Consider the following 21319-nt stretch of genomic DNA (forward strand, 5'->3'; position numbering starts at 1 on the left):
AGAGGCCAGATATATGCGTGCAGCCCAGGTGAGCAAGCTCGAGGGGCCGGAAGCCATCGAGGTCGTCGACATTCCCGAGCCCGTGTCCTATCCGGGCGGCGTGGTCATCGACGTGCACGCGGCCGGTGTCGCCTTCCCGGACGTGCTGATGACGCGCGGGCTCTATCAGATGAAGCCCGAGCTGCCGTTCGTCGTCGGCGGCGAGGTCGCCGGGGTGGTGCGGTCGGCGCCCGAGGGCGCGCACGTGCGGGCCGGCGATCGGGTGGTGGCCCTGACGATGCTCGGCAATGCCATCGCCGAGGTGGCGGTGACGCCCGTGGAGATGGTGTTCCGTCTGCCGGACAACATTTCGCTGGAGGCGGGTGCCGGCATTCTGTTCAACGACCTGACCGTGCACTTCTGCCTGCGCAACCGCGGCCGGATCGCCGCGGGCGAGACGGTGCTCGTGCACGGCGCCGCCGGCGGCGTCGGCACATCGACCCTGCGGATGGCGGCGGCGCTGGGTGCGGGCCGGGTGGTCGCGGTCGTGAGCACCGAGGAGAAGGCGGAGGTGGCGCGGGCCCACGGCGCCACCGACGTGGTGCTGTCGGACGGCTGGCTGGACGCGGTCAAGGAGCTGACCGACGGCCGCGGCGTCGACATCGTGCTGGATCCGGTGGGTGGCGACCGTTTCACCGACAGCATCCGGTCCCTGGCACCGGCCGGGCGGGTGCTGGTGGTCGGTTTCACCGCGGGCGACATCCCGACGGTGAAGGTGAATCGGCTGCTGCTGAAGAACGCCGAGGTGGTCGGCGCGGGTTGGGGCGAGTGGGTCCGCACGCACCCGGGCTACCTGCAGGAACAGTGGGCCGAGGTGGAGCCGCTGCTGGCGGAGGGGAAGATCGCACCGCCGCGGCCGGCCGTCTACCCGCTGGCGCGGTCCGCCGCCGCGGTCGCCGCCCTGGACGACCGCACCGCCACGGGCAAGGTCGTCGTTGCCGTGCGCTGAGTAGAACGCAGGACTCCGGAGCGGGCGGGTGAATCGTCTCGCGCCGAGGGGGCGCAGCGGCCGAGCGGGGACCGCTCGCGCTGTGGAACATCCGGCGCGCAACGGAATCGGCTGGCGTGCAACGGAAAACGCGCCGCTCGCCGGACCTTCGCAACGCCTGTAACGCCCCGGTGGAGTCACCCTGGGCTCCGGGGATGTGCGGCGACGGCTGTGCGGTACCGGAGGTGTTCGTTCACGTGGTCGAGGTGCGCGTGCTTCGGTGACGCGTGTGCCGGCATCCTGCGGCAGGCTTGCCGCTCCGCTCGATGTATCCGCGACGCTGGTGAGCAAGGCGAGGTCTCGCAGCGGAATAATCGGTCGATGTGGCAGGCGGTGCCCACCTATGCTCCCCGACATGCTGACTCCGCCGTCCACGCTGTCGGAACGTTGTCTATCGGACGTGCTGGCCGAGGTCTGGGCGATCGAGGCGGTGAAGATCGACTACGCGCCCGTCGGATTCGGCAGTCACCACTGGCGGGTTCGCGGCGCCGACGGGACGAACTGGTTCGCGACCGTGGACGAGCTGGAGGTGCGGCGGCGGTCGCCCGGCGATTCCGTCGACGAGGCATTCCGGCGGCTCGGTGCCGCGCTGGGGACGGCCCGGGCGCTCCGGGACGGCGGACTGGACTTCGTGGTCGCTCCGGTACCGGGCGGTGCGGGTGAGGTGATCGCCCGGGCCGGAACGCGGTTCGCGATGGCGTGCTATCCGCTGCTGGCGGGCCGGCAGTTCGGCTGGGGTGAGTTCCGGGACGAGCGGCACCGGCAGGCCGTGCTCGACATGATCGTGGCGGTACATCGGGCGCCGGTGTGCGGGCCGGTGCTGACGGACGATTTCGCCGTCCCGCATCGTGACGAGGTCGAGTGGGCCTCGGCGGGCGCGGCTCCCGATTGCGGACCCTATGCCGCAGGCACGGCGAATCTGCTGTCGGACAACGTATCCGCCGTCCGGGAAGCGTGGGCGCGCTACGACGCGCTCGTCGCGGAAGCACGCTCCGAGCCGCCCACCGAGACATCTTCGAGGACAACGAATTCGGTGGTGACCCACGGTGAGCCGCACGCGGGCAACACCATGCTGACGCCGGCGGGATGGCGGCTCATCGATTGGGACACCGCACTTCTCGCGCCGCCCGAGCGCGACCTGTGGGATCTCGACCCCGGCGACGGATCCCTGCTGGACGCCTACGCCGCGGCGACCGGATCGGCCCCGCGCCCGAACCTGCTCGAGTTGTACCGCAGGCGCTGGGATCTCACCGACCTGGCCGAGTACGTCCACCGTTTCCGCCGGCCGCACAGCGGTTCCGAGGACGACGACGAATCGTGGAAAGGGCTGCGGGAGATCGTTTCTCGCATGGCCGGCCACTCGCCCGGCGATGTCACACCGTGACGGGCCGCCGTGGCCGCTGTCCTGTGTCGCGGCGGACGTGAGCGGCCCGGTTACCCGGCCGAACCGGCAGCAGCGGCGGCCGGGGCGCGGATCAGGCTTGGCCGCGGTAGGCCGGGGCCTTGCTGGTGCCCGCCGGGGTGAGGGTGCGCAGCAGCGGCAGCGTGCGGCGGGCCACGACCGTGGACAGGACGATCACGCTGTGCGAGCGGACCACCGAGGCGCTGCGGTCGATGCTCAGCAGCACCGACTGCAGGCCGGCGTGTGAATCGGCGCCGATGCGGCACAGCACGTCCTGCGAGCCGGTGGTGGCGTAGGCCTCCAGCACGCCGGGGATGCCGTCCAGGTCCGCGGCCAGCGCGTCCAGCGCACCCTGCGCGATCTCCAGCGTGACGAACGCCTGCACGTCGAAACCGGCGGCGGTGACGTCGATCTGGGGATCGTAGGAGGAGATCACCCCCGACTCCTCCATCCGGGCGATCCGCGACTGGACGGTCGCGCGGGCGACGCGGGTGCGGCGCGACAGTTCGAGGACGCCCGCCTTCTGGTACTCGTGCATGGCGGTGAGGATCGCCAGATCCAGCTCGTCGAGCCGCGCCGCGGAGCGTGCCATCGTCGTCTCCATCCGTGGTCGTGATCTATTCAAATTGTCCAGCATTTACCGCGTTCTGGTGACGTAATTCGCCACGATGTCTACCGGGTTTTGTCGACATTGCTCAGCACACCGCGGTGGCGATTACCTGGATGCATGACTACCGAGCACCTGCGGCCCGCGACCGCCCCCGAGTATCGGGCAGGGGCGGAACCGGCGCACGCCGAACTGCCGTCGGATACGGAACTGCGACGGTTGGTCGGGCTGGTCGACCACGATCCCGGCGGTGACCCGTTTCCGGTCCTCGGCTGGGACGCGCTGGTGTGGGCGGTCGGCAACGCCACCCAGTTCGCGCACTATCTGGAGTCGGCGTTCGGCATGCGGCTGGAGGCCTACTCCGGACCCGAGACCGGCAACCGCGACCACAAGGCGTTCGTATTGCGCGGCGGCACCGCGCGATTCGTGGTGACCGGTGCCGTCGATCCGGCCAGTCCGCTTGTCGCGCACCATGATCGGCACGGCGACGGTGTCGTCGATATCGCGCTCGAGGTGCCCGACGTGGACCGGTGCGTCGCGTGGGCACGCACGCACGGCGCCACCGTGCTGGCCGAACCGCACGACGCCACGGACGAATTCGGGACGGTCCGCTCCGCCGCGCTGGCGACCTACGGCGAGACGCGGCACACGCTGGTCGACCGCTCCCGCTACGACGGGCCGTATCTGCCGGGTTTCGTCGCCAGGCGGTCCGGCTTCGAACCGCGGGCCGGCGCGCCGCGCCGGGTATTCCAGGCGATCGACCACGTCGTGGGCAACGTCGAACTCGGGCAGATGGACCGCTGGGTCGAGTTCTACCGCAGCGTCATGGGTTTCCGGAATATGGCCGAATTCGTCGGCGACGATATCGCCACCGAGTATTCGGCGCTGATGAGCAAGGTCGTGGCGAACGGCAACCACCGGGTGAAGTTCCCGCTCAACGAACCGGCCGTGGGCCGCAAGCGGTCTCAGATCGACGAGTACCTGGAGTTCTATCGGGGCCCCGGGGTGCAGCACATTGCGCTGGCCACCGGCGACATCCTCGCGGCGGTCGACGCGCTGCGCCGCGAGGGTGTGGAATTCCTGGCGACACCCGACGCCTATTACGACGATCCGGAGCTGCGTGACCGGATCGGACAGGTTCGAGTCCCGGTCGGGCAGTTGCGGTCCCGCGGCATTCTGGTCGACCGCGACGAGGACGGCTACCTGCTGCAGATCTTCTGCCGGCCGCTCACCGACCGTCCCACGGTCTTCTTCGAACTCATCGAGCGGCACGGCTCGCTCGGCTTCGGCAAGGGCAACTTCAAGGCCCTGTTCCAGGCCATCGAGCGCGAGCAGGAGGCGCGCGGGAATCTGTGACCTGGCGGTACGGATAACGCCGCGGCGAAGGCGGTGCCGGCGCCATCGAACACAGTAGAGTCGCTGGCATGCGGATCACGTCGGCGATCGTCACGGGGACAGCCATCGTCGCGCTGTTGACGGCATGCGGGTCGGGCGACGATTCGGACGCTCCGTCTCCGGCGGTGCGGCCGCCGATGAAGGTGGCGGCGCTGGGCCCGTTCACGGGGGAGTGCGGCAGCGTCACCGACGACGAGGTGCGCGATCTGGGTCAGCTGCCGCAGATTTCGCGGGCGTTCAAGAACTCCGTGAGCTGCAACTGGCAATCGGCCGGCACCACCTCGCCGAGCGTCACGTTCGCCTCCTACCGTGGCAGCCCGATCGAGCGGGAGCGCGCGTGGGTGACGGCGCAGGGGCGCAATCCCGAGCGGATCGAGATCGCCGGCCATCCGGGCTTCCAGGACGCCACCGCCACCGGCGACATCTGCGACCTGGCGGTGCAGCTCGGCGACGACTTCTTCGAGTGGTCGACCTCCACGGGGATCTTCGGCCAGCCGGGCGGTGACCCGTGCGTGAAGAATCGCAAACTGGCCGAACTGACCGTGCAGCGATTGAAGTGAGGGAGGACGCAGCGTGACTGTGCGAGCGACAGCCAGGACCTTGGCGGTCTGCGCGGCGGCGGTCGCGGTCGCGGCCACGATGAGCGGGTGCGGGCGCACCGTCTCCGGGACGGCGCAGCCGGCCGGCGGCGGCAGCAGCGTGAACATGAACTTCGACAAGCTGCTGCGCGAGTGCGAGGTCGTCAAGGAGGACGACATCGCCAAGGCGACCGGTGCGCAGAGCACCAATTCCGCGTTCAACGGCGCGGTGTGCATGTGGGATCTGCTCGGAACCCCCGGCGGCGACGGCATGGCCACGCTGAACTGGTACGAGATGGGCTCGCTGCCCAACGAGAAACAAAACAACCAACGGCTCGGTTACACCACCGTCGACATCAACGTCCAGGGCCGGCGTGCGCTGCAGGTGCACCGCCCCAACGACCCGGACTCGTGCGGGGTGATGGCCCCGGCCGCCGATACCGGCGTCATCGGGTGGTGGGTGAACTATCGCGCCGGATCCGGGCATCCGGATCCGTGCGAGGGCGCGCAGAAACTGGCAGAGTTGACGCTGAACCTAGCCCGATAGACCCGGTCCGATCGCCAGGCCGAGCCCTGGCCGACAACCCGATATCGCCGTCCGGTGTGCCCGTGCGCCTACCACGGGGGCCCCGTTTTTGCCCCTCGCCGCGCCGACGGGTATCGTGGACCGCTGTGCCCGGAAGCTATCGGGCAAGTTCGTGTGCAGGACGTAAGCCAGCGAGAGCGGCCGACCTTCTCGGCGTGCCCAGAAAAGTCGGTATGCACTGCGCGCGACACGCCCGACCTCGGGACGCGAGGAACGTTGTTCGGGCGGAGGGATGAAAGCTCGATGACCGTGGCGTGAACGTCCGAATGCGCCCAGCACGCCGGGATACACGCCACCAACTGAACAGACACGCAGAGTTCCAGACACCTGGTTACCGAATAAAGAAAGCCGGTATATGCCAACCATCAACCAGCTGGTCCGCAAGGGTCGCCGCGACAAGGTCGCGAAGCAGAAGACCGCGGCCCTGAAGGGGAGCCCGCAGCGTCGTGGCGTGTGCACCCGCGTGTACACCACGACCCCGAAGAAGCCGAACTCCGCGCTGCGCAAGGTCGCGCGTGTTCGCCTGACCAGCGCGGTCGAGGTCACGGCCTACATCCCCGGTGAGGGCCACAACCTGCAGGAGCACTCGATGGTGCTCGTGCGCGGCGGTCGTGTGAAGGACCTTCCGGGCGTGCGCTACAAGATCATTCGCGGCTCGCTGGACACCCAGGGTGTGAAGAACCGCAAGCAGGCTCGCAGCCGTTACGGCGCCAAGAAGGAGAAGAGCTGATATGCCGCGCAAGGGTCCCGCGCCGAAGCGCCCCCTGATCAACGATCCGGTCTACGGGTCGCCGCTGGTCTCGCAGCTGGTCAACAAGATCCTGCTGGACGGCAAGAAGTCGACCGCCGAGCGGATCGTCTACGCGGCGCTGGAGCAGGCGCGCGAGAAGACCGGCACCGATCCGGTCGTCACCCTCAAGCGCGCGCTCGACAACGTGAAGCCGTCGCTCGAGGTGAAGCCGCGCCGGGTCGGTGGCGCCACCTACCAGGTGCCGGTCGAGGTGCGGCCGGGTCGCGCCAACACCCTGGCGCTGCGCTGGCTGGTGAGCTTCTCGCGGCAGCGCCGGGAGAAGACCATGGTCGAGCGGCTGGCCAACGAGCTGCTGGATGCCAGCAACGGCCTGGGCGCCTCGGTGAAGCGGCGCGAGGACACGCACAAGATGGCCGAGTCGAACCGGGCCTTCGCGCACTACCGCTGGTGATTCGATTCCCGGGTCAGCCGGAGCGGTGCTCCGAGTTCGGACGCTGTGGCGGCGTTCCGAATTCGGCACTGTGAAGGGACGGCGCCGGGAGGCGAGTCACAGTCGGGCGTGGCGGCCGGGCGGCCCCGGTGCAGGGCACTTCGGCGCCGCGCTCGACGTTGAAAAAGTGATGGCCTCTGGGCCTCCGCAAGGAGCCAGGGTCGTTCCCGAAAATCCCAACTGAGCTGAGAGTCTCACAAGACAGAGCGGGGAAGATTTCCGTGGCACAGGACGTGCTCACCGACCTCAACAAGGTCCGCAACATCGGCATCATGGCCCACATCGATGCCGGTAAGACCACGACAACCGAACGCATCCTCTTCTACACCGGTATCACCTACAAGATCGGTGAGGTCCACGACGGCGCGGCCACGATGGACTGGATGGCTCAGGAGCAGGAGCGCGGCATCACGATCACGTCGGCCGCGACGACCTGCTTCTGGAAAGACAACCAGATCAACATCATCGACACGCCGGGCCACGTCGACTTCACGGTCGAGGTGGAGCGATCGCTGCGCGTTCTCGATGGCGCGGTTGCGGTCTTCGACGGAAAAGAGGGCGTGGAGCCGCAGTCCGAGCAGGTCTGGCGGCAGGCCGACAAGTACGACGTCCCGCGCATCTGCTTCGTCAACAAGATGGACAAGCTGGGCGCCGACTTCTACTTCACCGTCCAGACCATCAAGGACCGCCTCGGCGCCAAGCCGCTGGTCCTGCAGCTGCCCATCGGTGCGGAGAGCGACTTCGAGGGCATCATCGACCTGGTCGAGATGAACGCCAAGGTCTGGAAGGGCGAGACCAAGCTCGGCGAGTCCTACGAGACCATCGAGATCCCGGCCGATCTCGCCGAAAAAGCCGAGCAGTACCGCCAGGAGCTGCTGGAGACCGTCGCGGAGTCGGACGAACAGCTGCTGGAGAAGTTCTTCGGCGGCGAGGAGCTCACGATCGAGGAGATCAAGGGCGCCATCCGCAAGCTGACCGTCGCCTCCGAGCTCTACCCGGTGCTGTGCGGCTCGGCGTTCAAGAACAAGGGCGTGCAGCCCATGCTCGACGCGGTCATCGACTACCTGCCCAACCCGCTGGACGACGGCGGCACCGACGGCCACGTCCCGGGTAACGAGGAAGAGATCCTGCACCGCAACGCCGACACCACCGAGCCGTTCGCGGCGCTGGCGTTCAAGGTCTCGACGCACCCGTTCTTCGGCAAGCTGACCTATGTCCGGGTGTACTCGGGCAAGGTCGCCTCCGGCGCCCAGATCATCAACTCGACCAAGGGCAAGAAGGAGCGCCTGGGCAAGCTGTTCCAGATGCACTCCAACAAGGAGCAGCCGATCGATGAGGCCCAGGCCGGCCACATCTACGCGGTCATCGGCCTGAAGGACACCACCACCGGTGACACCCTGTGCGACCCGCAGAACCAGGTCGTGCTCGAGTCGATGTCGTTCCCGGATCCGGTCATCGAGGTCGCCATCGAGCCGAAGACCAAGGCCGACCAGGAGAAGCTGGGCAGCGCCATCCAGAAGTTCGCGGAGGAGGACCCCACCTTCAACGTGAAGCTGGATGCCGAGACCGGCCAGACCGTCATCGGCGGCATGGGCGAGCTGCAGCTCGACATCTACGTCGACCGGATGAAGCGTGAATTCAAGGTCGAGGCCAACATCGGCAAGCCGCAGGTGGCCTACCGCGAGACCATCACCAAGACGGTCGAGAAGCACGAGTACACCCACAAGAAGCAGACGGGTGGCTCGGGTCAGTTCGCGCGTGTGATCATCGCCCTGGAACCGTTCGCGGGCGAGGACGGCGCGACCTACGAGTTCGAGAACAAGGTCACCGGTGGCCGCGTGCCGAGGGAGTACATCCCGTCGGTGGACGCCGGCATCCAGGACGCCATGCAGTACGGTGTTCTCGCCGGATATCCGCTGGTCAATATCAAGGCCAGGCTGCTCGACGGCGCTTACCACGAGGTCGACTCCTCGGAAATGGCGTTCAAGATCGCGGGTGCGCAGGCCCTCAAGGAAGCGGCCCGCAAGGCCGGTCCGGTGATCCTCGAGCCGGTGATGGCCGTCGAGGTCACCACGCCCGAGGACTACATGGGCGAAGTGGTCGGCGACCTGAACTCCCGCCGTGGCCATATCCAGGCCATGGAGGAACGCAGTGGTGCCCGTGTCGTCAAGGCGCTGGTTCCGCTCTCGGAGATGTTCGGTTACATCGGTGATCTGCGGTCGAAGACCCAGGGCCGGGCGAACTTCTCCATGGTGTTCGATTCGTACGCGGAGGTTCCGGCTTCCGTGTCGAAGGAGATCATCGCCAAGGCGACCGGCGAGTAGTCCGGTCTCTGCACCACCCGATCCCCGTGTATGCGGGGATGATCCATAACAACCGCACTGCTGCTTAGCAAGCACCAACAAGTCCAGGAGGACATCAAGTGGCGAAGGCGAAGTTCGAGCGGACGAAGCCCCACGTCAACATCGGCACCATCGGTCACGTCGACCACGGCAAGACCACGCTGACGGCGGCTATCACCAAGGTTCTGCACGACAAGTACCCGGACCTGAACCAGAGCTTTGCGTTCGACATGATCGACAAGGCTCCGGAGGAGAAGGCCCGCGGTATCACGATCAACATCTCGCACGTCGAGTACCAGACCGAGAACCGGCACTACGCCCACGTCGACGCGCCGGGTCACGCCGACTACATCAAGAACATGATCACCGGTGCGGCCCAGATGGACGGCGCCATCCTCGTGGTCGCCGCCACCGACGGCCCGATGCCGCAGACCCGTGAGCACGTGCTGCTCGCGCGTCAGGTCGGCGTGCCCTACATCCTGGTCGCGCTGAACAAGTCGGACATGGTCGACGACGAGGAGATCCTCGAGCTCGTCGAGATGGAGGTCCGCGAGCTGCTGGCCTCGCAGGAGTTCGACGAGGAGGCCCCGGTCGTCCGCGTTTCCGGCCTGAAGGCGCTGGAGGGCGACGAGAAGTGGACCAAGTCCATCGAGGAGCTCATGGACGCGGTCGACAACTCGATCCCGGACCCGGTCCGTGAGACCGACAAGCCGTTCCTGATGCCGATCGAGGACGTCTTCACGATCACCGGTCGCGGCACGGTCGTCACCGGTCGTGTCGAGCGCGGCATCATCAACGTGAACGAGGAAGTCGAGATCACCGGCATCCGCGAGAAGACGCAGAAGACCACGGTCACCGGCGTCGAGATGTTCCGCAAGCTGCTCGACCAGGGTCAGGCCGGTGACAACGTCGGTCTGCTGCTGCGCGGCCTCAAGCGTGAGGACGTGGAGCGCGGCCAGGTTGTCATCAAGCCGGGCACCACGACCCCGCACACCGAGTTCGAGGGCCAGGCGTACATCCTGTCGAAGGACGAGGGCGGCCGGCACACCCCGTTCTTCAACAACTACCGCCCGCAGTTCTACTTCCGCACCACCGACGTGACCGGTGTCGTGACCCTCCCCGAGGGCACCGAGATGGTCATGCCGGGCGACAACACCGAGATGAGCGTCAAGCTGATCCAGCCGGTCGCCATGGAAGAGGGCCTGCGTTTCGCGATCCGTGAGGGTGGCCGCACCGTCGGCGCCGGTCGCGTCACGAAGATCATCAAGTGACGTCGCTTCGCGACGTCATCCCGGCGAAGGCCGGGATCGAGTGGTGACGTCCTCGCGGACGTAACGACTGCGAGAGGGCCGCTCCCGAAAGGGAGCGGCCCTCTTCGTATTTCGGGGGTGCCCCGGGCGGGTTCTAGACTGTCACGCATGACCGCGATGCCCATCATCACCGAGAAATCGGATCCTGCCGTGCAGCGAATTCTCGACGTCACCAAGCACTCCCGGGTGAATATCAAGAGTGTCTTGATCGAGGATCTGGAGCCGATTTCGCACTGCGTTCGTGCCGGGGTCGATTTCATCGAAATCTATGCGACCGCGGAGGCGGCCGAGCTGGACGACATCGTGGCGATCACCGCCTCGCGCGAGATCCCGCTCCGGTTGATGGATTCCGCGGTCGTCAACCACGTGTTCAAGGCGGAGCGGAAACCCAAGATCTTCGGTATCGCCCGGGTGCCCCGGGCCTGCGGTTTTGCCGATACGGAGCAGAATCCGGGCGACCTGATCGTGCTCGACGGCGTGAAGATCGTGGGAAATATCGGCGCGATCATCCGCACCTCGTATGCGCTGGGCGTCTCCGGGATCGTGTTGATCGACAGCGATCTCACGAGTATCGCCGATCGGCGGCTCATCCGGGCGAGTCGCGGCTACGTGTTTTCGCTGCCGATCATCCTCGCCGACCGCGCGGACGCCGCGAAGTATATTTCCGGGAACGGCATGCCGCTGGTGGTTTTCGATGCGGACGGTGCGGACACCCTGGTCGATCTCGATCGGATCGACGAACGGATCGCGCTGCTTTTCGGGGGTGAGAAGACCGGGCCTTCCAGCGATTTGTACGGGATGCGGAATATTTCCGTTCGTATCCCCATGCGCAGCTCCGCAGAATCGCTGAACGTCTCCGTAGCAGCCGGTATCGCGCTGTATCAGCGGAGTGGCCACAGCTTTTCGCGATGACAGCCTTTCGCGGTGACGGTCAGGGGGATTCGCCGGCCGGGGCCGCGGCTAATAACGCCTCGGCGAACCGGCGCATGTGGTCGGCACCGCCGAACCAGGCGGAGACCAGGTCGACGGCGGCGGTGCGGGTGCGGTGCGCGGCGTCGATGAATTCGGCCAGCGAGATGTCACCGGCCTCGGCCTTCTTCGCGACGTTCTCCAGGTTGTGGCTGGACAGCAGCAGGCGCATCACCACGTGGATGTCGACGTTCGCGGGGGCGTCCTCCGTCGCGGCGGCGCGGCGCTGACCGATGCCGCGGCGGGCGGGCGTGGGCTGCGGGGTGCGCCGGCCCGGTCCGCTGTCTTCGGGGGAGCGGTCGGGTTCGGGGGTCTTCGTGCTGTGTGTGGACGCGCTATCGATGCGAGGCGTAGCGGCTGTATCCGCCCGAGGCCCCGCCGCCGTATCCGTGTGAGGCACCGCCTCAGTGTCGCTGCGGTGGGCGGCCTCGGTGCGCGGGTGGCGCTGCACCGGTGGCCTCGGCTGCGTGGTTTCGGCGTTGGGGGTGGCGGAGTTTCTCGGGGTGGACTGGTATTCGCCTCGTGGGCCGATCGACTCGGTGCGCGGAGCCGCCGGTTCGCTGCGTGCGGCAAGGGAATCGGAGCGGGACGGCAGGGAGTTCGATCGCCGGGGCAGGGAGTCCGGCTGTGCCGTGAAGGAATTCGAGGACGGCGCGAACGAGTCCGACGGCAGTGCGAAGGAATTCGACGAGGGCGCCGACGAATCCGAGGGCTGCGGGGTGGAGTTCGCGGAGGCGGTGTAGGAGTTCGAGGGCTGCGGGGTGGAGTTCGCGGAGGCGGTGTAGGAGTTCGACGGGGGTGCGAACGAATCCGAAGGTGGCGTGGTGGAGTTCGCGGAAGGGGTGTAAGAGTCCGAGGGCAGCGCGTAGGAGTTCAGCGGGGGTGCGAACGAGTCCGAGGATGGCGTGGTGGAGTTCGCGGAGGAGGTGAAGGAGTCCGAGGGCAGTGCGAAGGAGTTCGGCGGGGGTGCGAACGAATCCGATGGGGGCATGGTGGAGTTCGCGGAGGAGTCCGACGGCAGCGTGAACGAGTTCGACGGGGCCGCGAAGGAATCCGAGGGGGGCGCGACGGAATTCGAGCGGGGTGTGAAGGAGCCCGAGGGAGGCGCCATGGATTCGGGGCGCGGGGTGATGGACTCCGGCCGCGGGGTGATGGATTCGGGGCGCGGCGTGATGGAGTCCGAGCGCGGGGTGATGGAGTCCGGGCGGGCGGGGGCCGGCTCCCGCGCGGTCTGCGCGGGATCGGTGCGCCGCAGGCTCGGGTCGGTCGGCGGGGTGGCGGACTCCGGCCTGATCGCGACGGATTCGGGGGCGGCGGTGAGGGATTCGGGGCGGGCGGTGGACACCTCGGGCTGCGGGGTGGTTGCCGACGGGGTGGCCGCATTGGCCCACTGTGTCGCGAAATCCGGCTGACTCCACTGCATCTCGGGACCGAACGGACTGTGCGAGTTGTTGTCGATGCCGGTCGGCGCACTGGTCGAGGCGAAACTCGAGTTGTTGGCCGGGTGGGTGAGGCGAGCGCCCTCCGGCCGTGTGCGATGAGGTTCCCCGAAGCTGGCGAAATCGGCATCCGTCATAGCCGCCATGCTATCCCCGCCCCCTCGCGCCTTTCAGGCCGTGGCCGCCCGGCCCGGCAGGCGCTGCGACGGGCGGACTCGCCGCAACGCAGGGTACGCCAGTTCCGACCGCTTCTCCACCCGTGTCCCGCGACGAGGGAGCATCGACAGGAGTTCGCTCGGTGCCGCCGGCTCGATCCGGTGCCCGCGGCCGCGCGGCACGGGCGCGATCCGGATCCGGGTCGGTGGTGGCGCCGGTCAGCTCAGGTGGGTCATGCCCGCGGCGATGACCTGGGAGAGGTTGAGGATCTCGTCGGTGGTCGGGAGGGTGAGGCCGTCGAGGGCGTGCAGGCGGTCGGTGGTGGTGATGGCCAGGACTGCCGAGACCCATGCCGCCGCGCAGGCGCGCAGGGTGCCGGGTTGCACCGGGCCGGGCGCGCTGGCCTGCAGTACCCGCGCGGTGACGTCGAGCAGTTGGTCGCGCATGCGCCGCAGCTGTTTCCGGACGTCGGGATGGGTGTCGGCCTCGCGCCACATGATCACGCGCAGCACCGAGGACTGGTGGTCGCGCAGGTTCAGCGCGGCATCCAGGTTCACCAGGCTCGCGGCCGGATCGCCCGGGGAGACGAGGGTTTCGATATTGGCGACCGGATGTGCGGGCACGCGCTCGGCCATCAGCGCCGACAGGATCGAATCCTTGGTGGGGAAGTAGTAGAAGACCAGACCTTTCGGGACGCCGGCCGCGGCGGCGATGGCCGCCGTCGCGGTGGCGTCGAATCCCTGTGCCGCGAAGAGGTTCTCGGCGGCATCCAGGATGAGCTGACGGGCGTCGCCGTCGACCTTCCGGCTCCGGCGACGCCCCGCCCGATGGGGTTTCGGCATGTGCATCAGTGAGCAGTATGCAGCCGTGCCGTCACCTGCGGAAGGGCCGCCACCGCGACCACGACGGTCAGGATGCCCACGACCCACGCGGTCCAGGAGGCGCCGTCGAAGGCGTGGAAGTTCATCACCCAGGGGGAGAGGAACAGCAGCACGCCGAGCACGCCCATCGCGTAGTCGGTACCGGACATCGCCGGCCGGGCGAGCTGGGCCAGGCCGGTGAGCGCGATGAGAACACCGAGAACGATCAGCGTCCACATCGCCCGAGTGCTGGTGTCCACCCAGAGTGGGGACAGTGCGGTGAAGGCGCCGAGCACGACGGCGACGAAGTCCTGCGCTCGACTGTCGGTGAACATTGTTGCCTCCTAGTGGGACGGGGATATGTTCACCTCTCGGTATAACTCTGATTGACCGCCCGATCAATATCTGAACGGGCACGATAGCGAACCCAAATTGATCACTGTAGAAATTAGAACGAGTTCTAGAATATTGTTGGTATCTGTGCAGCATTGCGTTTCAATGACCGATGACCAGGGAGTGGTGTGATGACCGGCCGACCCATCGTGATCGTCGGCGCGGGCCTGGCCGGGTTGCGTACCGCGGAGGAACTGCGCCGGGCAGGCTACTCCGGCGGGCTCGTGCTCGTCGGCGACGAGCCACGGCTCCCGTACGATCGCCCGCCGCTGTCGAAGCAGTTCGTGCGCGGCGAGACCGACGACACCACGCTGCGGCCCGCCGAATTCTTCACCGAGAAGGACATCGAGGTGCGGCTGGGCGTCGCGGCCACCGGGGTGGATACCGCCGAGCGCCGGTTGCTGCTCGCCGACGGCACCCGGCTCGACTACGACCGGTTGGTCGTCGCAACGGGATTGCGTCCCAAGCGGATTCCGGGTCTTCCGGAGGCGTCCGGTGTGCATGTGCTGCGCAGCCACGAGGATGCGGTCGCGCTGCGGGACGGGTCGGCCGGTGCGCGGCGCGCGGTCGTGGTCGGCGCGGGCTTCATCGGTTGCGAGGTGGCGGCGAGCCTGCACGCCGGTGGGATCCGCGTGACGCTGGTGGAACCGCAGCCGGCGCCCCTGGCGGCGGCGCTGGGCGAACAGGTCGGACAGCTCGTCGGGCGGCTGCATCGGGACGAGGGGATCGATCTGCGCTGCGGCGTCGGGATGGATTCGCTCGTCGTCGAGGACGATGCGGTGCGGGGGGTGCGGCTGTCGGACGGTAGCGAGGTGCCGGCCGACCTGGTGGTGATCGGCGTGGGTTCGGTGCCGGTGACGGAGTGGCTCGCCGAGTCGGGCATCCCGTTGGCGGAGCGGCAGGCCGGGGGCGGCGTGCTCGCCGACGAGACCGGCCGCACCTCGGTCGAGGGTGTGTGGGCCGTCGGCGATGTGGCGGCCTGGCGGCACGACGCGGGCGGGCACAAGCGGGTCGAGCACTGGACCAATGCCGGTGAGCAGGCTCAGTTGCTGGCCGCCGCGCTGCTCGGCGCCGAGGCGCCCGCGGCCGCCCGGGTGCCGTACGTCTGGAGCGATCAGCACGACCTCAAGATCCAGGTGCTCGGCACCCCCGCCGCGGCCGATGAGGTGCGCATCGTCGAGGACGACGGCCGCAAGTTCGTCGCCCACTATTTCGCCGACGGCTCGCTGACCGCCGTCGTCGGTCTGGGCAAGACGGGCGCGGTCATGAAGATGCGCGCGAAACTGGCGAACTAGGCGAGGTACGCGGCCCGAGCAGGTGGCCCGATGACCAGGGTGCGGTTCCCTGTGCGGCGCGGGGCGGGAATAGAGTTGCCGGTGTGATCGTCGCGCTCATCGATTCCGGATTGGGGTTGCTGCCCACGGGGGCGTGGTTGCGCAAGCTGCGGCCCGATCTGGATCTGTTGTTGCAGACCGACCCCGACGGCGCTCCCTGGGGCCCGAAGCCGGAGCAGTGGGTGGTGGATCGGGTGCTGGCGGCCGCGCGGCGGGCGCTGGCGCTGGGCGCGCGGGTGATCGTGCTGCCGTGCAATACGGCCAGCGTGACCGCACTGGAACAGGTGCGGCTCGAGGTGGGCCCCGAGATCCCGGTGGTCGGGACGGTGCCGGCCATCAAGCCCGCCGCCGCGGCCTGCCGGGCGGTGGCGGTCTGGGCGACGGCCGCGACCACCGCCAGCCGGTACCAGGCCGACCTGATCACGCGCTTCGGCGGCGCCGCCGAGGTGACCGGGGTGGCCTGCCACGGACTCGCCGACGCCATCGATCGCGGTGACCTGACGGCGATCGAGCGGGCCATCGCCCAGGCCGCGGAGCGCACGCCGCCGCGCACCGAGGGCGTGGTGCTCGGATGTACCCACTATCCGCTGGTGCTGGATGCTATAGTCGCCGCCCTGCCCGCCGGTGTGCGGCTGTTCGACAGCGCGCAAGCCGTTGCCGCGCAGACGATTCGGCGCATCGAGGCACTCGGCGGATCGGCCGACGGGGCAGGCACGGTCACGGTGCTCAACAGCGGCCGGCCGGGTTCGCTCCCCGCCGCCGCGGCCGCCTACGAATCCGGTCGCGTTCTCGGCGCCACCGGGAGCATCTACCAGACCGTCGACACTATCGGCTGACTCTGCTCGGTCGCTGCGGTGTTCCGGGCGTGAACGCTGTCGTCCCGGAGCCGCCACTGCGGTCGGTACGGATCGAGCGCGGCCGGCCGCTTTCGCCGAGGGCGCCGGTACGGCCGGATCCGGTGAAACATCGAGACGCGCGGACCTGTCGGGCTCCGGGAGTACTGTCCGTGGTCCGGGGAGACTTGCGGCCCCGTCGACGGCCCTGTGCGGCGGGGTGGTCGGCCTCGGTCGCCGGCGGGCGACCTCGGCGGACAGGTAGTGCCCGCAGTCCGCGGGCGGTGCGAAATACTGGCGACAGCTGATCTTCGGGCTCCGAGTGGGAGGTGCGGTGGGCGGCAAGGTGCGGGCGAGTGCCGCGGTGGACGAGTCACCGCAGACCGCGGCGGCCGTGCAAGCGGCGTTGGCGGAGTGGGCGGACGCGGGCGATGCGGAGCATCTGCGGCGGTTTTTCAAGACCGGGCCCGGGGAGTACGGCGAGGGGGACGTGTTCATCGGGGTGCGGGTACCGCAGACCCGCGGGGTGGCGAAACGGTTTGCGGGCCTGCCGCTTTCGGAGGTGGATCTGCTGCTCGACAGCGAGGTGCACGAGCATCGGCTGGCGGGGCTGGTCATCCTCAATGCCGCCATGGCACGGGCCGGGAAACCGCGCGGCTACGACGCCGCCGCGCGGGAGCGGATCGTCGAGCTGTACCTGGCGGCCGTGCGCCGGGGCCGGGTGAACAACTGGGACCTGGTCGACATCTCGGCCGAGAACGTGCTCGGACCCTGGCTGCTGGATCGGCCGCGGGAGCTGCTCTTCCAACTGGCACACCGGGATTCGCTGTGGGAACGGCGGGTGGCGCTGCTGAGCACCTTCGCGTTCATCAAGGCCGGAGACGCCTCGACCACGCTCGAGCTGTGCGAACTCCTGCTCGGCGACCGCCGCGACCTGATCCAGAAGGCCGTCGGCTGGATGCTGCGCGAGGCCGGCAAGCGCGTCGACCGCGGGCTGCTGACCGGATTCCTCGATCGGCACGCCGCCGAGATGGGCCGCACCGCACTGAGTTACGCCACCGAGCACCTGGAACCCGAAGTGCGGCAGCACTATCGGGACATGCGGTGACGGCCTTCAGAACTGGATCCTCAGGTGATCGGTGACCGGGTGCGCCTGGCAGCCGAGGATGTAGCCCGCCTCGATGTCCTCCGGATCGAGGATCTCGGCGCTGTCCATTTCCACCTTGCCCTCGAGCACCGTGCAGGCGCACGAACCACATTCGCCCTCCTGGCACGAATACGGCACGTCGAGGCCCTTGGACAGCATGATGTCCACCAGCGTCTGCCGGCGCGGCCACGCCAGATTGTGCGTCTCGCCGTCCAGTTCCACCTCGACCGTGGCGGCGTCGGCCTGATCCTCCTCGCTCACCTCCACCGGCTCCGCGGCCGCGAACGGGTCGCCGGACAGCGAGTTGAAGATCTCGGCATGCGTCCGGTTGCGCGGCACGCCGAGCTGCGCCAGCGCGTCGTGCACACGGTCCATGAATGCCTTCGGGCCGCACAGGAAGGCGCGGTGCTCGGTGTACGGCGCGGCCACGGCGGCCAGCGCGTCGGCGCTCGGCAGCCCCTGCAGCGCTTCCAGCCAGTGCACCACCACCAGCCGCTGCGGATGCTTGTCGGCCAGCTCGCGCAGCTCGCTCGCGAAGATCACCGATTCGGCATCGCGGTTGGCGTAGACCAGCGTGACGCGGCCGCCGCCGCGGGACAGCGCCGACTTCAGGATCGACATCACCGGGGTGATGCCGCTGCCGGCGGCGAACAGCAGCAGGTCCTCGTCCAGATCCTTGGGCGTGAAGATGCCGGAGGGCGGCAGCACCTCGATCTCGTCGCCGGCCCGCACGTTGTCGCACACCCAGTTCGACGCGTACCCGTCGACGGTGCGCTTGATCGTCACCTTGGGCCGATCGTCGGTGTAGGGCGAGCTGGCCAGCGAATAGCAGCGTGCCACCGAACCCGTCCGATCGCTGGGGATGCGCAGGGTGAGGAACTGGCCGGGCTGGTAGGTGAACCGGTCGTGGAGCTCCTCGGGCACGTCGAAGACCAGCGAGCAGGCGTCACCTGTCTCGGCGATGACCGCGGCGACCCGCAATACGGCCGATCGCGAGGCGTGCGGTACGTCGACAGTGGTCATGATGTCCTCTCGAGCCGGGCAGTCGGTAGCGATGAAACCAGCGGTTCAAACTAGAACGTGTTCTAGTTTCATCCTACGTGGCCATCGCGCTGCCGGACAAGCTGAGCCTCCAGCCCTGTGATCAGCACCTCCATGCCGAAGTCGTAGCTGTACCGGCCGCGCAGATCGGAGATGTAGCGCACGGTGCGCCCGACCGCCTCGGGCAGCGGGGCCTCCGACAGCGCCGAGCGGTCGCGGGGATTCACCCGGGCGCGCCCGAACAGATAGGTGTGAATGGTGGCGTAGGAGGCCAGCACATTGCGCTCGTCGAAACCGGCGTCGAACAGGATCTCCATCACCGCGGCGATCAGATCCAGCTGTTTGCCGAGCATCTGCTCGATGAGTACGTCGCCGAGACCCGGGTGCTTGCGCAGTTTTTCGTCGATCTGATCGATCAGATCCCGCAGCCGGTGCTGCCACGGCCCGGCATCGGGCGGCGGTTTCCGCACTCCGGTCAGGGCGGCGGTGGCGACCAGATCGAGTAGTTCGCTTTTATCGGCGACGTAGTAATACGGGGCCATCGGCGAGACGCCGAGCTCCCGCGACAGCCGCCGCATGGACAACTTCTCCACGCCGTCCGCGCGTACCACCCGCAGCGCGGCCTCGACGATCTCCGACTCCGAGAGTGTTTGATTCGCGCCGCCCCCGGGGCCGCCGTGATTACGCAAGCTTCTGCCCCCGGGCCCGACGCTCGCCCTGCAGCCCGTTGCCGCCCCCGCTAGTCTGCATCCGTCCGACTCCCATGCCACCTCGCGACGGTCGCCGCACCGTCCGCTGCCGGCTATCCGTCATCTGCCGTTCGTTCAACCTGCCGTTTCCCTCCGCAGTCTAGAGCGCGCGGGTATGTGGCCACCGGCGTATGCGCGGGTGGTTCGCCCGGCGCACCGATGCGATCGCAGGAATGCATTAGCCAATAGTGAACTGCATTCGGGCGGAACGCATTCAGGAGCGGCGCCCCAGATGTGATTGCCACAAGATTGCCACTGATCTCGATGAATGGCCGTCCGGTCGACGGCGGCCGGCCCCGGCGCGCGGCGGCGTATTCGCATCGAATTCGATCCGTTTTTTTCGACAGGGATGCCCGGACGGCCATCAGCGCATAGCATGCCTGGAATGCGCCATGATCGACTGCCCGACGGGTTCGGGGTACGAATCGATCCCCGGGTGCGCACCTACTCCGGTGGTCGGTTCCTCGTCGGCGGCTCGCCGACAAGGTTGCTGCAACTTGCGCCGGAAGCTGCCGCCCTGATCGGTGACGGGTATCTCGAGGTGACCGATCCGACGTCCGCCGTGGTTGCCAGACGGCTGCTCGATTCCGGTGTGGGCAACCCTCGTCCGCGGCTGCTGCCCTCGCCCGACGAGGTCACCGTCGTGATCCCGCACTACAACGACGCGGCCGGGCTGGAGCGGCTGCTCGGTACGTTGCGCGGGCACAGCGTGGTGGTGGTCGACGACGGCTCCGATCGTCCGGTCCGGATACCGCGGCACCGCGGCCGATGCCGGGTGACGGTGCTGCGGCACGATCGCCGGCACGGCCCGGCCTCGGCCCGCAATGCCGGGCTGCGCGCCGCCACAACCGAATTCGTGGCCTTCCTGGATTCCGACGTGGTGCCCAAGGCGGGCTGGCTGGAGGTCATGCTCGGGCACTTCAGCGATCCCGAGGTGGCGCTGGTGGCGCCGCGCATCGTCGCGCGCGAACCCGATACCAGCGTGCTGGGCCGCTACGAGCAGATCCGTTCGACGCTGGACCACGGGCGCCGGGAGGCGGCGGTCACCTCGGGCGGCGCGGTGTCGCACGTGCCCGGCGCGGCGCTGCTGGTGCGGCGGCGCGCACTGCTGCGGGAGGGCGGCTTCGACGAGCAGATGCGGTCGGCGGCCGATATCGACCTGTGCTGGCGGCTCGAGCGGGCGGGCTGGCGGTTGCGATACGAACCGGCCGCGCACGTGGCCTGCGACCATCCGGCGTCGCTCGGGCGCTGGTTCGGGCGCAAGGTGTCGCACGGCGCGGGCGCGGCGCCGCTGGCGCGCCGGCACACCGGAATGGTGGCGCCGCTGTCGGTTCCGTTCTGGACCGTGGTGGCGACCGCGCTGCTGGCGACCGCGTCGCGCTGGGGCGTCGTAGGCGGGCTGTTCACCTTGATCGCGGCGCTCGTCCGGTTGCGCCGCGTCTTCGCCGAACTCGACAATCCGACCCGGGTGGCGGCAATCCAGTTGGCGCGCGGGTTCTCCGGCGGGGTGTGGCGGATCGTCTCGGCGCTGTGCCGGCACTATTGGCCGGTCACCGTGCTGGCGATGATGGTGTCGCGGCGGATCCGGCGCATCGCGATGACCATGGCGGTCGCGGACGGGCTCGCCGACTGGTTCACCCATCGAGACACCGGCGGTCTCGATCCGGTGCGATATCTCGGGTGCAAGCGGCTCGACGACGTCGCCTACGGCACCGGGCTGTGGTGGGGCGCCGTCCGGGCTCGCACGGTCACCGCGTTGCGGCCCGCCGTTCCGCCGCACTGATCGTGCTCGGCGGCGGCGCGAATCCCGCTGCCGCGGAACGCAAGCCCCTGGGTACGTCCGCGGCGGGTCCGCTGTGGTCGATCCCACAGCGCCGCTGATCGCCGGGATTGTCGGTATGGCCGAGTAA

General features: G+C 68.5%; 22 protein-coding genes. 16 read left to right on the top strand and 6 right to left on the bottom strand.

Annotated features, from left to right (window positions below):
- Positions 1 to 13: 13 nt before the first annotated feature.
- Entirely contained in the window at positions 14 to 988 is a 975-nt protein-coding gene (locus D892_RS0115235) for an NADPH:quinone oxidoreductase family protein (protein WP_024802062.1), read from the top strand.
- 394 nt (positions 989 to 1382) lie between these two features.
- Entirely contained in the window at positions 1383 to 2411 is a 1029-nt protein-coding gene (locus D892_RS0115240; RefSeq protein WP_198036902.1) for an aminoglycoside phosphotransferase family protein, read from the top strand.
- Between the two features lie 91 nt (positions 2412 to 2502).
- Here the strand turns inward: D892_RS0115240 and D892_RS0115245 are convergent, their stop codons facing one another.
- Positions 2503 to 3021 carry an Lrp/AsnC family transcriptional regulator gene (locus D892_RS0115245; RefSeq protein ID WP_024802064.1) on the bottom strand — a complete coding sequence of 173 codons (519 nt, stop codon included), beginning with the start codon at positions 3019 to 3021 and terminating at the stop codon, positions 2503 to 2505.
- A 135-nt stretch (positions 3022 to 3156) separates the two neighbouring features.
- Between D892_RS0115245 and hppD the strand changes: the two genes are divergently transcribed.
- The 8 genes from hppD (at position 3157) to D892_RS0115285 (ending at position 11400) form a co-directional block, all read left to right on the top strand.
- Positions 3157 to 4392 carry a 4-hydroxyphenylpyruvate dioxygenase gene (gene hppD, locus D892_RS0115250; protein WP_024802065.1) on the top strand — a complete coding sequence of 412 codons (1236 nt, stop codon included), beginning with the start codon at positions 3157 to 3159 and terminating at the stop codon, positions 4390 to 4392.
- A gap of 68 nt (positions 4393 to 4460) precedes the next feature.
- Positions 4461 to 4991, top strand: a complete 531-nt coding sequence (locus D892_RS0115255) for a DUF3558 domain-containing protein (protein ID WP_024802066.1) — start codon at positions 4461 to 4463, stop codon at positions 4989 to 4991.
- A 13-nt stretch (positions 4992 to 5004) separates the two neighbouring features.
- Entirely contained in the window at positions 5005 to 5556 is a 552-nt protein-coding gene (locus tag D892_RS0115260; RefSeq protein ID WP_051499071.1) for a DUF3558 domain-containing protein, read from the top strand.
- Between the two features lie 394 nt (positions 5557 to 5950).
- Positions 5951 to 6325, top strand: coding sequence for a 30S ribosomal protein S12 (gene rpsL / locus D892_RS0115265; protein ID WP_024802068.1), 375 nt, complete (start codon positions 5951 to 5953; stop codon positions 6323 to 6325).
- A 1-nt stretch (position 6326) separates the two neighbouring features.
- On the top strand, positions 6327 to 6797 hold the full coding sequence (rpsG, locus tag D892_RS0115270) for a 30S ribosomal protein S7 (RefSeq protein WP_024802069.1): 471 nt from the start codon (positions 6327 to 6329) through the stop codon (positions 6795 to 6797).
- Between the two features lie 260 nt (positions 6798 to 7057).
- On the top strand, positions 7058 to 9160 hold the full coding sequence (gene fusA, locus D892_RS0115275; RefSeq protein ID WP_024802070.1) for an elongation factor G: 2103 nt from the start codon (positions 7058 to 7060) through the stop codon (positions 9158 to 9160).
- A gap of 98 nt (positions 9161 to 9258) precedes the next feature.
- Positions 9259 to 10449, top strand: a complete 1191-nt coding sequence (tuf, locus tag D892_RS0115280) for an elongation factor Tu (protein WP_024802071.1) — start codon at positions 9259 to 9261, stop codon at positions 10447 to 10449.
- 117 nt (positions 10450 to 10566) lie between these two features.
- The gene (locus tag D892_RS0115285) at positions 10567 to 11400 is read left to right on the top strand and encodes a TrmH family RNA methyltransferase (RefSeq protein WP_232236093.1); all 834 of its coding nucleotides are present in this window, start codon (positions 10567 to 10569) and stop codon (positions 11398 to 11400) included.
- Positions 11401 to 11419: 19 nt separating this feature from the next.
- Here the strand turns inward: D892_RS0115285 and D892_RS0115290 are convergent, their stop codons facing one another.
- On the bottom strand, positions 11420 to 11857 hold the full coding sequence (locus D892_RS0115290; protein WP_156959513.1) for a hypothetical protein: 438 nt from the start codon (positions 11855 to 11857) through the stop codon (positions 11420 to 11422).
- A 7-nt stretch (positions 11858 to 11864) separates the two neighbouring features.
- Between D892_RS0115290 and D892_RS0115295 the strand changes: the two genes are divergently transcribed.
- Positions 11865 to 12200 (top strand): hypothetical protein, encoded by a 336-nt coding sequence (locus D892_RS0115295; protein ID WP_024802074.1) that lies wholly within the window; start codon positions 11865 to 11867, stop codon positions 12198 to 12200.
- 165 nt (positions 12201 to 12365) lie between these two features.
- Complete coding sequence (locus D892_RS0115300; protein WP_156959514.1) at positions 12366 to 12869, top strand: hypothetical protein; 504 nt, start codon at positions 12366 to 12368, stop codon at positions 12867 to 12869.
- A gap of 401 nt (positions 12870 to 13270) precedes the next feature.
- Here the strand turns inward: D892_RS0115300 and D892_RS0115305 are convergent, their stop codons facing one another.
- Both D892_RS0115305 and D892_RS0115310 read right to left on the bottom strand, forming a co-directional pair.
- Complete coding sequence (locus tag D892_RS0115305; RefSeq protein ID WP_156959515.1) at positions 13271 to 13900, bottom strand: TetR/AcrR family transcriptional regulator; 630 nt, start codon at positions 13898 to 13900, stop codon at positions 13271 to 13273.
- Positions 13900 to 14247, bottom strand: coding sequence for an SPW repeat protein (locus D892_RS0115310; RefSeq protein WP_024802077.1), 348 nt, complete (start codon positions 14245 to 14247; stop codon positions 13900 to 13902). Before D892_RS0115310 ends, D892_RS0115305 begins: the two co-directional genes overlap by 1 nt.
- A 189-nt stretch (positions 14248 to 14436) precedes the next feature.
- On the opposite strand from D892_RS0115310, the gene D892_RS0115315 reads away from it, so the two are divergent.
- From D892_RS0115315 to D892_RS0115325, 3 genes are all read left to right on the top strand, one after another.
- Complete coding sequence (locus D892_RS0115315) at positions 14437 to 15600, top strand: NAD(P)/FAD-dependent oxidoreductase (protein WP_084161083.1); 1164 nt, start codon at positions 14437 to 14439, stop codon at positions 15598 to 15600.
- A gap of 83 nt (positions 15601 to 15683) precedes the next feature.
- Positions 15684 to 16475, top strand: coding sequence for a glutamate racemase (locus D892_RS0115320; RefSeq protein ID WP_024802079.1), 792 nt, complete (start codon positions 15684 to 15686; stop codon positions 16473 to 16475).
- Positions 16476 to 16836: 361 nt separating this feature from the next.
- Positions 16837 to 17580: a DNA alkylation repair protein gene (locus D892_RS0115325; protein ID WP_024802080.1), complete on the top strand. Its 744-nt coding sequence runs from the start codon at positions 16837 to 16839 to the stop codon at positions 17578 to 17580.
- Positions 17581 to 17586: 6 nt separating this feature from the next.
- Here D892_RS0115325 and D892_RS0115330 read toward each other — a convergent pair whose 3' ends face one another.
- Both D892_RS0115330 and mftR2 read right to left on the bottom strand, forming a co-directional pair.
- Entirely contained in the window at positions 17587 to 18642 is a 1056-nt protein-coding gene (locus D892_RS0115330) for a ferredoxin--NADP reductase (RefSeq protein WP_024802081.1), read from the bottom strand.
- Between the two features lie 68 nt (positions 18643 to 18710).
- Complete coding sequence (mftR2, locus tag D892_RS0115335; protein WP_024802082.1) at positions 18711 to 19349, bottom strand: mycofactocin system transcriptional regulator MftR2; 639 nt, start codon at positions 19347 to 19349, stop codon at positions 18711 to 18713.
- Positions 19350 to 19794: 445 nt separating this feature from the next.
- Here mftR2 and mftF point away from each other — a divergent pair, with 445 nt between their 5' ends.
- Positions 19795 to 21192, top strand: a complete 1398-nt coding sequence (mftF, locus tag D892_RS0115340; RefSeq protein WP_024802083.1) for a mycofactocin biosynthesis glycosyltransferase MftF — start codon at positions 19795 to 19797, stop codon at positions 21190 to 21192.
- The last annotated feature ends 127 nt before the right edge of the window (positions 21193 to 21319 follow it).

The organism is Nocardia sp. BMG51109 (genome assembly GCF_000526215.1).
Classification (GTDB): domain Bacteria; phylum Actinomycetota; class Actinomycetes; order Mycobacteriales; family Mycobacteriaceae; genus Nocardia.